10 protein-coding genes are annotated in these 15,157 nt (G+C 61.2%); 6 read left to right on the top strand and 4 right to left on the bottom strand.

The window, feature by feature from the left end:
- Nucleotides 1–20 precede the first annotated feature (20 nt).
- On the top strand, nucleotides 21–602 hold the full coding sequence (locus EIY72_RS19415) for a PilZ domain-containing protein (protein WP_093217780.1): 582 nt from the start codon (nucleotides 21–23) through the stop codon (nucleotides 600–602).
- 16 nt (nucleotides 603–618) lie between these two features.
- The gene (locus tag EIY72_RS19420) at nucleotides 619–1,341 is read left to right on the top strand and encodes a glycerophosphodiester phosphodiesterase (protein ID WP_093217777.1); all 723 of its coding nucleotides are present in this window, start codon (nucleotides 619–621) and stop codon (nucleotides 1,339–1,341) included.
- Between the two features lie 42 nt (nucleotides 1,342–1,383).
- On the opposite strand, the gene sthA is transcribed toward EIY72_RS19420, so the two are convergent.
- Nucleotides 1,384–2,778 (bottom strand): Si-specific NAD(P)(+) transhydrogenase, encoded by a 1,395-nt coding sequence (gene sthA, locus EIY72_RS19425; protein WP_007984277.1) that lies wholly within the window; start codon nucleotides 2,776–2,778, stop codon nucleotides 1,384–1,386.
- Between the two features lie 207 nt (nucleotides 2,779–2,985).
- Nucleotides 2,986–3,996, bottom strand: coding sequence for an FAD:protein FMN transferase (locus EIY72_RS19430; protein WP_231985535.1), 1,011 nt, complete (start codon nucleotides 3,994–3,996; stop codon nucleotides 2,986–2,988).
- Between the two features lie 347 nt (nucleotides 3,997–4,343).
- On the opposite strand from EIY72_RS19430, the gene tcuC reads away from it, so the two are divergent.
- Nucleotides 4,344–5,642, top strand: coding sequence for an MFS transporter (gene tcuC, locus EIY72_RS19435; RefSeq protein ID WP_093217772.1), 1,299 nt, complete (start codon nucleotides 4,344–4,346; stop codon nucleotides 5,640–5,642).
- A gap of 76 nt (nucleotides 5,643–5,718) precedes the next feature.
- On the opposite strand, the gene EIY72_RS19440 is transcribed toward tcuC, so the two are convergent.
- Entirely contained in the window at nucleotides 5,719–7,182 is a 1,464-nt protein-coding gene (locus EIY72_RS19440) for a glyceraldehyde-3-phosphate dehydrogenase (RefSeq protein WP_093217770.1), read from the bottom strand.
- A 363-nt stretch (nucleotides 7,183–7,545) separates the two neighbouring features.
- On the opposite strand from EIY72_RS19440, the gene mfd reads away from it, so the two are divergent.
- The 3 genes from mfd to EIY72_RS19455 are packed head-to-tail and all read left to right on the top strand — an operon-like array spanning nucleotide 7,546 to nucleotide 14,283.
- Nucleotides 7,546–10,995 (top strand): transcription-repair coupling factor, encoded by a 3,450-nt coding sequence (gene mfd, locus EIY72_RS19445; protein ID WP_093217767.1) that lies wholly within the window; start codon nucleotides 7,546–7,548, stop codon nucleotides 10,993–10,995.
- Nucleotides 10,996–11,005: 10 nt separating this feature from the next.
- The gene (locus EIY72_RS19450; protein ID WP_093217764.1) at nucleotides 11,006–11,584 is read left to right on the top strand and encodes a CsiV family protein; all 579 of its coding nucleotides are present in this window, start codon (nucleotides 11,006–11,008) and stop codon (nucleotides 11,582–11,584) included.
- Nucleotides 11,585–11,589: 5 nt separating this feature from the next.
- On the top strand, nucleotides 11,590–14,283 hold the full coding sequence (locus EIY72_RS19455) for a DEAD/DEAH box helicase (protein WP_093217761.1): 2,694 nt from the start codon (nucleotides 11,590–11,592) through the stop codon (nucleotides 14,281–14,283).
- A 126-nt stretch (nucleotides 14,284–14,409) separates the two neighbouring features.
- On the opposite strand, the gene EIY72_RS19460 is transcribed toward EIY72_RS19455, so the two are convergent.
- Nucleotides 14,410–15,147: an S-methyl-5'-thioinosine phosphorylase gene (locus EIY72_RS19460; protein ID WP_093217758.1), complete on the bottom strand. Its 738-nt coding sequence runs from the start codon at nucleotides 15,145–15,147 to the stop codon at nucleotides 14,410–14,412.
- Nucleotides 15,148–15,157: the final 10 nt, after the last annotated feature.

Raw genomic sequence — 15,157 nt, forward strand, 5'->3', positions numbered from 1 at the left:
GCCGCTACCATGGGTTCGCCATGTCGACATTAGATGAAGAAGATCGCCGCGAATACTACCGTATCGAGGATTCGATCGCACTGGAAATTCGGCCCCTGTCCGCTACCGAAGCCTTAGGCCATGAAGTGTTGCAGGATGCGTCACCACTCTTCAACCTGCTCAGCGAGTTGCACCTTAGCGAATTCGAGTCGCAGCACCTGTTGCGCCAGATCAATGAACGCGACCGCAACATCGCGGCATTCTTGAAATCCCAGAACAAACGCATCGATTTGCTCAGCCAGGTGATTGCCATCACCGTGCTCGGGCAGATCGGCGAGCCGCAACCGGTGATCATTTCCGAAGGCGGTATCGACTTCCAGCACCCTACACCCATCGACGCCGGCTCGCGCCTGTCGATCAAACTGGTGCTGATGCCTCAAGCCCTGGGCCTGCTGGTGCGCGCCCGGGTGACCCATTGCGACCGCAAGGGTGACGGTTTCGACGTCGGCACCGAATTCGAGCACCTGACCGACGCCCAACGCCAGCTGCTGGCGCGCTACATTTTGCAGAGGCAGGCCCAGGAACGACGTCTGGCCCGCGAACAACTCGAATCCGGCAATTAATTTTTAAGGAAGAACCGTGACCCTCATCTACGGCCATCGCGGCGCCAAGGGCGAAGCACCGGAAAACACCCTGACCAGCTTTCAGGAATGCCTCAAGCACGGCGTGCGTCGTTGCGAACTGGACCTGCACCTGTCCAAGGACGGCGAGCTGATGGTCATTCACGATCCGACCCTCAAGCGCACCACCGACCGACGCGGCAAGGTTGTCGAGCACACCGCCGCGGAACTGGTGACCTACGACGCACGCAAGGGCGGCCCGGGCTGGATCAAGCCGTGCCCGATTCCGACGCTGGAAGAACTGTTCGAGAAGTGTGATTTCGATCACTGGCAGCTGGAAGTCAAAAGCGCTTCGCGCACCCGCGCCGCGACCACGGTGCTGGCGATTCGCGAGATGGTGCAGCGTCACGGCCTGATGGACAAGGTGACCATCACCTCGAGTTCCCGTGAAGTCTTGAAAGCGGCGCTGGAGCTGGTGCCGGACGTGTCCCGCGGACTGGTGGCCGAATATGCCTGGCTCGACCCATTGAAGGTCGCCGCCAGCTACGGCTGCGAGATTCTCGCGCTGAACTGGACCCTGTGCACGCCGGAACGCCTGCAAAGGGCGCAGCGTCAGGGGCTGCATGTGTCGGTATGGACCGTCAACGAGCCTGCGCTGATGCGCAGACTCGCCGACTTCGGCGTTGACAGCCTGATTACAGACTTTCCCGGTTTGGCCACTGCCACGCTCGAGAATTGCTGAAATCGGTCTCCCCGGCCGGCTCAGGCCACCGGCCGGAGCCCGTCAAAAAAGCCGGTTGAGGCCGTCGTACGCGGCTACCCGATAGGCTTCGGCCATGGTCGGGTAGTTGAACGTGGTGTTGACGAAGTACTTCAGCGTGTTCAGTTCGCCCGGCTGGTTCATGATCGCCTGACCGATGTGCACGATCTCCGACGCCTGATAACCGAAGCAGTGAACGCCCAGCACTTCCAGGGTTTCACGGTGGAACAGGATCTTCAGCATGCCTTGCGGCTCGCCGGCGATCTGCGCACGGGCCATGCTCTTGAAGAACGCCTTGCCCACTTCGTACGGCACCTTGGCCTGGGTCAGCTCCTGCTCGTTCTTGCCGATCGAGCTGATCTCCGGGATGGTGTAGATGCCGGTCGGCACGTCATTCACAAAACGCCAGCTGCCGTTATCGACAATGCTGCCGGCGGCCGAACGACCCTGGTCGTGGGCGGCACTGGCCAGGCTCGGCCAACCGATCACGTCGCCGGCGCCGTAGATGTTCGGCACGCAGGTGCGGTAGGCCTCGTCGACTTCGATCTGGCCACGGCTGTTGACCTTGACGCCGATGTTTTCCAGACCCAATTGGTCGGTGTTGCCGGTACGGCCATTGCACCAGAGCAAGGCGTCGGCCTTGATCTTCTTGCCCGACTTGAGGTGCAGGATCACACCGTTGTCCACGCCTTCGACGCGGTCATAGTCTTCGTTGTGGCGTACGGTGATGTTGTTGTTGCTGAAGTGGTAGCTCAACGCCTGGGAAATTTCCGAGTCGAGGAAGCTCAGCAACTGACCGCGGTTATCCACCAGCTCGACCAGTACGCCCAGACCGCTGAAGATCGAGGCGTATTCGCAGCCGATCACGCCAGCACCGTAAACGATGAGTTTGCGCGGGGTGTGGCCGAGGCTGAGGATGGTGTCGCTATCGTAGATACGCGGGTGGTGGAAATCGATGTCCGCCGGGCGGTACGGGCGCGAACCGGTGGCGATGATGATGTGCTTGGCCACCAGCTTCTCGACCACGCCGTTGGCGCAGACCACTTCGATGGTTTGCTCGTCGGCGAAGCTGCCGGTGCCGAAGAACACATCGACGCGGTTACGGGCGTAGTAACCGGTACGCGAAGCGACTTGCTTGGAGATGACTTTCTCGGCGCTTTTCAACACGTCCGGGAACGAGAACCAGCGCGGCTCACCAATGGCCCGGAACATCGGGTTGGTGTTGAACTGCATGATCTGCCGGACCGAGTGACGCAGTGCCTTGGACGGGATGGTGCCCAAGTGAGTGCAGTTGCCGCCGACCTGGCGACGGCTGTCGACCATCGCCACCTTGCGTCCTGCCTTGGCGGCGTTCATTGCCGCGCCTTCCCCTGCCGGGCCGGAACCCAACACCACCACGTCGTAGTTGTAGACAGCCATGCGTACTCCTCAGAACAGGCCGCGGCACCCTCGGCACCTGCGGCTAAATCACGCCAATCTGTGGCGCGAAGGAACAATTTGGGGCCAGTGCAGAACCCGGACACAGTCTATATAAGCGTCAACGCCGCGCACATTAACCCTTGGTCGCGTCGTAGGCTACTTTTGCCTGCACTACAACGCCAGTTTTCAATGCCCGAATTGCCATGATTATTCGGTTTTTTCGCCACTGAGGCGTTGAAAAGCGTGACTGGTGCGTGTGACGAAACCTGTATCGGCACGAATCACAAAAAATGCGCCGATATCGTGTTTTTCCGCGTAGTCCCATCCGCGCTCCGGGCCGAGGATCAACAACAGCGTCGACAGGCCATCGGCCATCAAGGTCGAAGGATGAATCACGGTGACAGACGCCAGGTTGTGCGAGACCGGTTCGCCGGTCCGCGCATCGAAGGTGTGGGAAAAGCGCTGACCACCCTGTTCGAAGTAATTGCGGTAATCGCCGGAGGTGGACACGCCATAGCCGTCGACCGCCAGGATGCGCTCGGCCACTTGCCGGTCATCCCGTGGTTCTTCCAGTGCAATGCGCCATGGTGAGCCGTCGGGCTTCTTGCCAGCGGCCTTGAGTTCGCCCGTGGCTTCGGCGAGGTAGTCGTGGATGCCCATGGCCTCGAGCCTTGCGGCAATGGTGTCGACCGCGTAGCCGGCGGCGATGCTGTTGAAATCCACTTCAACCGCGGCGTCCTTGCACAGCTGGTCACCGTCGATGTGCAAGTGTGCGTGCCCGACGCGCTGGCGTACTTCGGCGAGCGCTTTGGGATCCGGGACTTTCTCTTCCCTGCCCTGCGGGCCGAAACCCCAGAGATTCATCAAGGGTTCTACCGTCAGGTCGTAGGAGCCTTCGCTTTCGATTGACAGCTGTTCGCCCACACGGACCAGTTCGAGGACAGATGCGGGCATGCTCTGACAGCGATTGGCGGGCAAGGCGTTGAAAACCTCGATGTCCGAGTCGCTGCGGTAGGTGGACATTTCACGATCGACGTCGGCGAGGATTTTTTCGACCTCGGTGCGGACGTCGTCTGGCGCTGGTAGTCCGGCATGGCGCACATACTTGATCGAATAGGTGCTGCCCATAGTCGGGCCGCCGAAGGTTTCCAGAGGGTCGCCCTTGCCACAACCCGCCAAAAGCCCGAACAACACAACCACACACACCCGCCAGTTCATCAAATCCGACATCCTTCATAGCCCCCACCGACCCGCCATTATGCGGCAGAACCCGTGGGAGCGAGCTTGCTCGCGATAGGGCCAGCCTATTCAACATTGATATCGCCTGTCGGATGCCATCGCGAGCAAGCTCGCTCCCACAGGTTTCTCATTCGTTTGCCGAAGGAAAGCCAGGCCATGTAATGGCTATATCGTTTAAGCAGCCACCTAACCAATTGTTGCCTAACGATCTTCATACACATATTGTTACATCTGTACCCGTCGAGGAGCATGCCCTCATACGCGACGGCGAGGATGTGTTTCGTTCATGGATTTCCTACAAGACAGCTAATAGTGAGTGCGTTCAAATGTCCTCGAATACGGGCAAAGGCAAGGCGATCTTTCGCGTTGTCAGCGGTAACTTTCTCGAGATGTTCGACTTCATGGTCTATGGCTTCTACGCCACGGCCATTGCCAAGACCTTCTTCCCCACCGACAGCGCTTTCGCGTCGCTGATGTTGTCCCTGGCCACCTTTGGTGCCGGCTTCCTGATGCGCCCATTGGGTGCGATTTTCCTCGGCGCCTACATCGACCGTCACGGCCGTCGCCAAGGCCTGATCATCACCCTGGCGATGATGGCGGCCGGTACGGTGTTGATTGCCTGCGTGCCGGGTTACGCAACCCTGGGCGTCGCAGCGCCGCTGATTGTGCTGTTTGGCCGCTTGCTGCAAGGCTTTTCGGCCGGCGTGGAACTGGGCGGCGTGTCGGTGTACCTCGCGGAAATCTCGACACCGGGCCGCAAGGGCTTTTTTGTCAGTTGGCAATCGGCCAGCCAGCAGGCCGCGGTGGTGTTCGCCGGCCTGTTGGGCGTAGGCCTGAACCACTGGCTCAGCCCTGAACAAATGGGTGACTGGGGCTGGCGCGTACCCTTCCTGATCGGCTGCATGATCGTGCCGGTGATCTTCGTGATCCGTCGCTCGCTGGAAGAAACACCGGAATTCCAGGCGCGTAAACACCGCCCTACCCTGAAGGAAATCGTCCGCTCGATCGGCCAGAACTTCGGCATCGTCCTGGCCGGCATGGCATTGGTGGTGATGACCACGGTGTCGTTCTACCTGATCACCGCCTACACCCCGACCTTCGGCAAGGCCGAATTGCACCTGTCGGACTTCGATGCGTTGTTGGTGACGGTGTGCATCGGCCTGTCGAACTTCTTCTGGCTGCCGGTCATGGGCTCGGTGTCCGACAAGATCGGGCGCAAGCCGCTGCTGGTGGCCGCGACTTCCCTGGCCATTCTCACCGCGTACCCTGCCCTGTCGTGGCTGGTGGCCAACCCGAGTTTCAGCCATCTGCTGATCGTCGAGTTGTGGCTGTCGTTCCTCTATGGCTCCTATAACGGCGCCATGGTGGTGGCTCTGACCGAAATCATGCCGGTAGAAGTGCGTACCACCGGCTTCTCCCTGGCTTACAGCCTGGCCACTGCGACCTTCGGTGGCTTTACACCGGCGGCCTGTACTTACCTGATTCATGTGCTGGACAACAAGGCCGCACCGGGGATCTGGCTCAGTGGTGCGGCGGTGCTGGGGTTGATCGCGACGCTGGTGCTGTTCCGCGGTAACCGGCATGCATTGCGCACGGCAGAAGCTGCAGTAGTTCGCGGGGCCTGACACAGCGCTATCGCCAGACCGCACAAACAAAAACGCCCCGATCACTGATCGGGGCGTTTTCATTTACCGCTAAGGCTTAGCGCGGGAATGCTGGCGGGTTTACACCGGCCATGTCTTCCATCACGCGAACCACCTGGCAGCTGTAACCGAACTCGTTGTCGTACCAGACGTACAGTACTACGCGGTTGTCCTGGGTAATGGTCGCTTCAGCGTCCACCACACCGGCGTGGCGCGAGCCGACGAAGTCGGTGGAAACCACTTCCTGGGAGCTCACGTAGTCGATCTGCTTGTGCAGGTCCGAGTGCATGGCCATCTGGCGCAGGTACTCGTTGATCTCTTCGCGAGTGGTGGCCTTTTCCAGGTTCAGGTTCAGGATGGCCATCGACACGTTCGGCGTCGGAACACGGATCGCATTACCGGTCAGCTTGCCCTTGAGCACTGGCAGTGCCTTGGCGGCTGCGGTGGCGGCACCGGTCTCGGTGATCACCATGTTCAGCGGCGCGGCGCGGCCGCGACGGCTGCCCTTGTGGAAGTTGTCGATCAGGTTCTGGTCGTTGGTGAACGAGTGAACGGTTTCGACGTGGCCGTTGACGATGCCGAACTTGTCGTTGACTGCCTTGAGCACCGGCACGATGGCGTTGGTGGTGCAGGAAGCCGCCGAGATGATCTTGTCGTCCGGGCTGATGTCGCCGTGGTTGATGCCGTGCACGATGTTCTTCAGCGCGCCCTTGCCAGGTGCGGTGAGGATCACGCGGGCAGCGCCCGGGCAGGCCAGGTGCTGGCCGAGACCGTCGGCGTCACGCCATACACCGGTGTTGTCGACGATCAGAGCGTTTTCGATGCCGTACTGGGTGTAGTCGACTTCGGTCGGGCTCTTGGCGTAGATCACCTGGATCAGGTTGCCGTTGGCGGTGATGGTGTTGTTGGCTTCATCGATGGTGATGGTGCCGTCGAACGGACCGTGCACCGAATCGCGACGCAGCAGGCTGGCACGCTTGACCAGGTCATTCTCGGCGCCCTTGCGGACAACGATGGCACGCAGGCGCAGGCCGTCGCCACCACCGGTTTTCTCGATCAGGATGCGCGCCAGCAGACGGCCGATACGACCAAAGCCGTAAAGAACAACGTCGGTGCCTTTGCGGGCGGAAGCGTTCTGCTGGCCAACCACGTCAGCCAGTTCTTCGCGGACGAACTGCTCGGCAGTGCGGCCTTTGCCTTCAGCCTTGAACTTGGCTGCCAGCTTGCCCAGGTCTACCGAGGCGGCGCCGAGCTTGAGCTCGCTCATCGCCTTGAGCAGCGGGAATGTTTCGTGGACGGACAGTTCGGAGTCGTCGGATTGACGATGACGAGCAAAGCGGTGCGCTTTGAGAATCGCAATGACTGAACGATTGATCAGGCTGCGGCCATAGATCGAGCTCACCACGTTGTTATTGCGGTAGAGCTGACCGATAAGCGGAATCATCGCTTCCGCGAGTGCTTCACGGTCGATCCATTCACCAAGACACTGGTCGGGCTTCTGAGTCACGGGAACCTTCCACATGTAGGGGCAGAAAAAAGGGGCTACATTATGCCGCCGAGTGAAGGCCGTAGCAATGCGCGCCTGTCGTGCTTTACGTAACAAATCGTCGTTCAAAAAAATTACGCCCCGCGCCAGCCCAATAAAACCGGGGCTTGCAGCAGAGTCAATTTTTTGGAGGCGCAGGCACCTTGTGCGTAACCCTCCGTAACACTGGTTGGTTTTGCCACTACATATTCAGCAAATCACGGCAAAAAAACGGCGGATTTTGTCTTTACCACTACATTTCGCCAAACCCGCCCAATAGACGCAGTCAGCAACTGACAGGCGGCACCGTTGACCGCTACAATTACCGACTTTGTCGCAACGCTTGGAGCTCAACCTTCCGTGCCTGTTCTGCGTCTACCGCATCTCCCTGCCGCGGCAGGTAAACAGCACTGGGGCAACCTGCCCGGTGCCGCCCTGAGCCTGGCCATCGCCGAGGCTGCCAGCGCTGCCAAGCGCTTTACCCTGCTGCTGACCGCCGACAGCCAAAGTGCCGAACGGCTGGAACAGGAACTGGGGTTCTTCGCCCCGGATTTGCCCGTGCTGCATTTTCCCGACTGGGAAACCCTGCCGTACGACCTGTTCTCGCCGCACCAGGACATCATCTCCCAGCGCATCGCCAGCCTTTACCGGTTGCCGGAGCTGGAACACGGCGTGCTGGTCGTGCCGATCACCACCGCCCTGCACCGCCTGGCGCCGACCAAATTCCTGCTCGGCAGCAGCCTGGTGCTGGATGTCGGCCAGAAGCTCGACGTCGAGCAGATGCGCACGCGGCTTGAGGCCACCGGCTATCGCTATGTCGATACCGTGTACGAGCACGGCGAATTCACCGTACGCGGCTCGCTGATCGACTTGTTCCCGATGGGCAGCAAACTGCCCTATCGCATCGACCTGTTCGACGACGAAATCGAAACCCTGCGCACCTTCGACCCGGAGAACCAGCGCTCCATCGACAAGGTCGATTCGGTCAAGCTGCTGCCGGCCAAGGAGTTCCCGCTGGAGAAAGAAGCGGTCACCCGCTTCAAGGCACGTTTTCGCGAACGCTTCGATGTCGACTTCCGTCGCTGCCCGATCTTCCAGGACCTGAACAGCGGGATTACCCCCGCCGGCATCGAGTACTACCTGCCACTGTTCTTCGAAGAAACGTCCACATTGTTCGATTACCTGCCCCAGGACACCCAGGTGTTCTCCCTGCCAGGCATCGAGCAAGCAGCGGAGAACTTCTGGAACGACGTGCGCAATCGTTATGAAGAACGCCGCGTTGACCCTTCCCGTCCTTTATTACCGCCTGCGGAGCTGTTCCTGCCGGTGGAAGACTGCTTCGCCCGCCTGAAAAACTGGCCGCGGGTGGTGGCCAGCCAGCAGGATGTCGAGGCCGGTGTCGGTCGCGAGCGCTTTCCGGCGCAGCCATTGCCAGACCTGGCGATCGAAGCCAAGGCCACGCAACCGATGGCGGCGCTGGCCGGCTTCCTGGACCAGTTCCCCGGCCGCGTGTTGTTTACCGCAGAATCCGCCGGGCGCCGCGAAGTGCTGCTGGAGCTGCTGGAACGCTTGAAGCTGCGGCCGAAAACCGTCGACAGCTGGCCGGACTTTGTCGCCAGCAAGGAACGCCTGGCGATCACCATCGCACCGCTCGACGAAGGCTTGCTGCTGGACGATCCGGCGCTGGCGCTGGTTGCCGAAAGCCCGTTGTTCGGCCAGCGGGTGATGCAGCGTCGCCGTCGCGAAAAGCGCGCCGACGCCAACAACGACGCAGTGATCAAGAACCTCACCGAGCTGCGCGAAGGCGCGCCGGTGGTGCACATCGACCACGGTGTCGGCCGCTACCTCGGCCTGGCCACCCTGGAAATCGACAACCAGGCCGCCGAATTCCTCGCCCTTGAGTACGCCGAAGGCGCCAAGCTCTATGTGCCGGTGGCCAACCTGCACCTGATCGCCCGCTACACCGGTAGCGACGACGCCCTGGCCCCGCTGCACCGCCTCGGCTCCGAGACCTGGCAGAAAGCCAAGCGCAAGGCCGCCGAACAGGTGCGCGATGTCGCCGCCGAACTGCTCGACATCTATGCCCGTCGTGCGGCCCGCGAAGGTTATGCCTTCGCCGACCCGAAAGCCGACTACGCCACGTTCAGCGCCGGCTTCCCGTTCGAAGAAACCCCCGACCAGCAAACCACCATCGAGGCAGTGCGCGAAGACATGCTCGCGCCCAAGCCGATGGATCGCCTGGTCTGCGGCGACGTCGGCTTCGGCAAGACCGAAGTGGCAATGCGTGCGGCGTTCATCGCGGTGCACGGCGGCAAGCAGGTAGCGATCCTGGTGCCGACCACCCTCCTCGCCCAGCAGCACTACAACAGTTTCCGCGACCGTTTTGCCGACTGGCCGGTGACCGTGGAAGTGATGAGCCGCTTCAAGTCGGCCAAGGAAGTCAATGCTGCAGTGGCGGACCTCGCCGAAGGCAAGATCGATATCGTCATCGGCACCCACAAGCTGCTGCAGGACGACGTCAAAATCAAAAACCTCGGGCTGGTGATCATCGACGAAGAACACCGTTTCGGTGTCCGTCAGAAAGAACAGCTCAAGGCCCTGCGCAGTGAAGTCGACATCCTCACCCTGACCGCCACGCCGATTCCGCGCACGCTGAACATGGCGGTCTCGGGCATGCGCGACCTGTCGATCATCGCCACGCCGCCGGCCCGTCGCCTGTCGGTGCGTACCTTCGTCATGGAACAGAACAAGAGCACGGTGAAAGAAGCCCTGCTGCGTGAGCTGCTCCGTGGCGGCCAGGTCTACTACCTGCACAACGATGTGAAGACCATCGAGAAATGCGCCGCAGACCTCGCCGAACTGGTGCCTGAAGCACGGATCGGCATCGGTCACGGGCAGATGCGCGAGCGCGAACTCGAACAGGTGATGAGCGATTTCTACCACAAGCGCTTCAACGTGCTGATCGCCTCGACCATCATCGAGACCGGCATCGACGTACCGAGCGCCAACACCATCATCATCGAGCGTGCCGACAAGTTCGGCCTGGCGCAGTTGCACCAGCTGCGCGGCCGGGTCGGACGCAGCCACCACCAGGCCTACGCCTACCTGCTGACACCGCCACGCCAGCAAATTACCCCCGACGCGGAAAAGCGTCTGGAAGCCATCGCCAACACCCAGGACCTCGGCGCGGGCTTCGTGCTCGCCACCAACGACCTGGAGATCCGTGGCGCCGGCGAACTGCTCGGCGACGGTCAGAGCGGACAGATCCAGGCCGTGGGTTTCACCCTGTACATGGAAATGCTCGAACGCGCGGTGAAGTCGATTCGCAAGGGCGAACAACCCAACCTCGACCAGCCGCTCGGCGGCGGGCCGGAAGTCAATCTGCGGGTACCGGCGCTGATTCCCGAGGACTACCTGCCGGATGTCCACGCGCGCCTGATCCTGTACAAGCGCATCGCCTCGGCCACCGACGAAGACGGTCTCAAGGATTTGCAGGTCGAGATGATCGACCGCTTCGGCCTGCTGCCGGAGCCAACCAAGAACCTGATCCGCATCACGGCGCTGAAGCTGCAGGCCGAACAGCTCGGCATCAAGAAAGTCGACGGTGGCCCGCAGGGGGGGCGCGTCGAGTTCGCGGCGCAGACGCCGGTCGATCCGCTGACCCTGATCAAACTGATTCAGAGTCAGCCAAAACGTTACAAATTCGAAGGTGCCACGATATTCAAGTTCATGGTTCCGATGGAGCGCCCGGAAGAGCGCTTTAATACTGTAGAGGCGCTGTTCGAGCGTCTCGTTCCGAAAACTGCTTGAAGGACGCCGCATGCGCCTGTTTCGCTCACTGAGCTTGCTGACCACGCTTGTTACCGCACTGGTCGCCCCCACGGCATTTGCCGATGACCTCTATCAGGTCGAAATGATTCTGGTCCGCCAGAACGCCGTGCCGGCGATTGTCAGCCGCGCCGCACCGGAAGACTGGGCCGCGGGCGCACAGCACCTCAACCCTGACAGCCTGCGCACGCCCAGCCTGAACAGCGAAGTGGAAAAACTCAAAGCCAGCGCCGATTACACGGTGTTGCTGCACAAGGCCTGGCAGCAGACCCTCGGTGAATCGGCGAACAAGATCGCCGTCAGTGATGGCAAGGAACAGTACGGTCAGTTTCCGATCGAAGGCACCCTGGATCTGAAGCTCGGCCGCTTCACCGACGTCGACGCCGATTTCTGGGTCAATCAGTTCGACGCCAACGGCATGGTGACCGCCAGCGAGCGCCTGAAGCAGGAAAGCCACACCAAGAACGGCCAGCTGAATTTTCTCGATAACGGCCACCTCGGCCTGCTGATCAAGATCACCTCAATGACCGCCCCAGCCCCTCGGCCAGCCCCCGAAGAAATACCGGACTGATTCCCATGTCCGCGACCCTGAGCAAACCCCTGGCATCTTCATGGGTCAGCCGATTCAAGGAACAAAGCCTGGAGCGCGGCCGTCGTTATGCGCTGGAGAACCGCGTGCGCATAGTCGAGGTCGGCGATGCGACCATCACGGCCGCCTGTGAAGGTTCGGGCGGCAACGTCTACCGCCAGACCATTCGCCTGCGCGAGTCGGCCAAGGGCACCCTGCTGATGGTCGACGCGCTGTGTTCCTGCCCGGTCCACATCAATTGCAAACATTGCGCAGCGGTCCTGTTGCAAGTGCAGGAAACCCTCGACTACCCGGCCGCCGCCAAAGACGCGGAGCTGCTGGAAAAACTCCAGGCCGTCCTGGAAAACCGTGGCCCCAAGGCGCCACCGCAAGTGCTGGTGGACAACGTGCAACCGGTGCCGCGCCTGTGGCTGGCGAGCATCGAGTTCAGCGCCTTCGAACCGCGCAACGGGCGCATGCAGCGCTACATCCAGCACCGTGCAGCGCTGTCGTTCAGCTACCTGGACGAGTACGTCTCGGGGCAAAAAAACACCGACATCCTGATTCGCCAGGAAACCCAGACACTGCGGATCAAGCGTCATCCGGACGTCGAGCAATCCTACCGGGAACAGCTTCGCATCCTCGGCTTCAGGATCGCCACCCGGCAAAGCAAGGCACTGCCGGAAAGCGCCGGCGAACTGTACGAGATGGTCAATGACAGCGCGTGGCTGACCTTTACCCTCAACGAGCTGCCGAAATTGCGCACCCAGGGTTGGGAGCTGCAAATCGACGAAGACTTCGGGTTTGACCTGACGGCGGTAGACGATTGGTACGCCACGGTCGAGCAGGCACCGGAGCGTGACTGGTTTGATCTGGAACTGGGGATCATCGTCAACGGCGAACGCCTGAGCCTGCTGCCGATCCTGCTCAACCTCATGCGCTCGCACACCGAAATCCTCAACCCGGAACGCCTGGCACGGCGTCGGGATGACGAGTTGATTCTGGTGAACATTCCCCATCGCCCGAACTCCGAGCACGGCCCACTGCAAGTCGCCCTGCCCTTCGGCCGGCTGAAACCGGTGTTGGCCACCCTCGGCGAGTTCTATCTGCAAGAGCCAGGCGAGACCACCCTGCGCCTGAGCAAGGCCGACGCCACGCGCCTCAACTCACTTGAGGGCATACCACTGCTGTGGGAGGGCGGTGAGCAGATCCGCAGCTTTGCCCAACGCTTGCGTGACATCAAGGATTACACCGCCGCCGCTCCGCAAGGCCTGAATGCGACATTGCGTCCGTATCAGCTGGAAGGCCTGAGCTGGATGCAGTCGCTGCGGCAACTGGAAGTGGGCGGAATTCTCGCCGATGACATGGGCCTGGGCAAAACCCTGCAGACGCTGGCGCACGTGCTGACCGAGAAGAACGCTGGCCGCCTCGACCGGCCGTGCATGGTGGTGATGCCCACCAGCCTGATCCCGAATTGGCTGGACGAGGCTGCACACTTCACCCCGCAGCTCAAAGTGCTGGCGCTGTACGGTGCCGCGCGCAAGAAACACTTCGACAAACTGGCCGATTACGACCTGATCCTGACCACCTACGCACTGCTGCCCAAGGACCTCGAACGCCTGGCAGCCCAGCCGTTTCACGTACTGGTGCTGGACGAAGCGCAGTACATCAAGAACCCGGGCAGCAAAGCCGCCCAGGCTGCCCGCGAACTGAACGCCCGGCAGCGCCTGTGCCTGAGCGGTACGCCACTGGAAAACCACCTCGGCGAACTCTGGTCGCTGTTTCACTTCCTGTTGCCGGGTTGGCTGGGCGACGTCAAAAGCTTCAATCGCGATTACCGCGTGCCGATTGAAAAGCGCACCAGCGAGGTCAGACTTCAGCACCTCAACGGTCGGATCAAACCCTTCCTGCTGCGTCGCACCAAGGAGCAGGTGGCGACCGAGCTGCCACCGAAAACCGAGATCATCCACTGGGTCGAACTCAACGACGCCCAGCGTGACGTGTACGAAACCATGCGCCTGGCCATGGACAAGAAAGTCCGCGACGAGATCACCCGCAAAGGCGTGGCCCGCAGCCAGATCATCATCCTTGAGGCACTGCTCAAGTTGCGTCAGGTGTGTTGCGACTTGCGCCTGGTCAACGAGGCGACCCTGCCTGCACGCGGCAGTACCTCGGGCAAGCTCGACAGCCTGATGGAAATGCTTGAGGAGCTGTTCGAGGAAGGCCGGCGGATTCTGTTGTTCTCGCAGTTCACCTCGATGCTCTCGCTGATCGAGGATGAGCTGAACAAACGGGGGATTGCTTATGCCCTGCTGACCGGGCAGACCCGTGATCGACGCACACCGGTGAAAGACTTCCAGAGCGGCAAGCGTCAGATTTTTCTTATCAGCCTGAAGGCCGGCGGCGTTGGCCTGAACCTGACCGAAGCGGACACGGTGATTCACTACGACCCATGGTGGAATCCGGCGACGGAAAACCAGGCGACCGACCGCGCCTACCGTATCGGCCAGGAGAAACCGGTGTTCGTCTACAAGCTGATAGCGCGCGGCACAGTGGAAGAGAAGATCCAGCACCTGCAAAAGGAAAAGTCCGACCTCGCGGCCGGTGTGCTCGATGGGCGCAAGGCGGGTGACTGGAAGCTGCAGAGCGATGACATCGAGGCGCTGTTTGCGCCACTGCCGGAAACCCTGGAAAAGCGCTGAGATCTTTAGCGCCCATCAGGACGCAATCGCTAGCAGGCCAGCCCCCACACAGGTGTTGTGAACACCACAACTTCAGCCTGGGACCCAGTCTGCTGGCGATGCAGTCAAGTCGGTAGCAAGGTTGGCTCAGCCCTTGAGCACCCGCGCCAGCGTCGACTTCACCTTGCCCATGCCGTCATGCAATGCCTGCTCGATCTCGGCCATGGTGATCACTGCCGTCGACTTGCCCGCCGCCGGGTTCACCACCAGCGCCAGACAGGCGTAATCCAGCTCCAGCTCGCGCGCCAGCGCCGCTTCCGGCATGCCGGTCATGCCGACGATGTCGCAGCCGTCACGCTCCAGTCGGGCGATCTCGGCAACGGTTTCCAGGCGCGGGCCCTGGGTGCAGGCATACACGCCATGGCTGCTGTAGCCGACACCTTCCGCCGCCAGCGCTGCGATCAACTGTTGGCGCAGGGATTCGCTGTAGGGATAGCTGAAGTCGATATGGGTGACCTGCTCCAGATCATCGGCGAAATAGGTGTGCTCACGCCCGCTGGTGTAGTCGATCAATTGGTGCGGCACGCAGAAATGCCCGGTGCCCATGGCCGAGTGAATGCCGCCGACGGCGTTGACCGCGAGGATCGCTTCAGCCCCCGCCTGCTTCAACGCCCAGAGGTTCGCCCGGTAGTTCACTTGATGCGGTGGAAAACGGTGCGGGTGGCCGTGACGCGCCAGGAACAGCACTTCCTTGCCGGCATACTCGCCGATCTGCACCTCGGCCGAAGGTGCGCCGTAAGGCGTGTCCACTGCCAGCGACTGACGAATGCTCAAGCCTTCGAGCTGGGTCAGGCCGGTGCCACCGATAATCGCGTATACGGTCATTACGAAACGT

This window comes from Pseudomonas vancouverensis (assembly GCF_004348895.1).
In the GTDB taxonomy this organism is placed as follows: domain Bacteria; phylum Pseudomonadota; class Gammaproteobacteria; order Pseudomonadales; family Pseudomonadaceae; genus Aquipseudomonas; species Aquipseudomonas vancouverensis.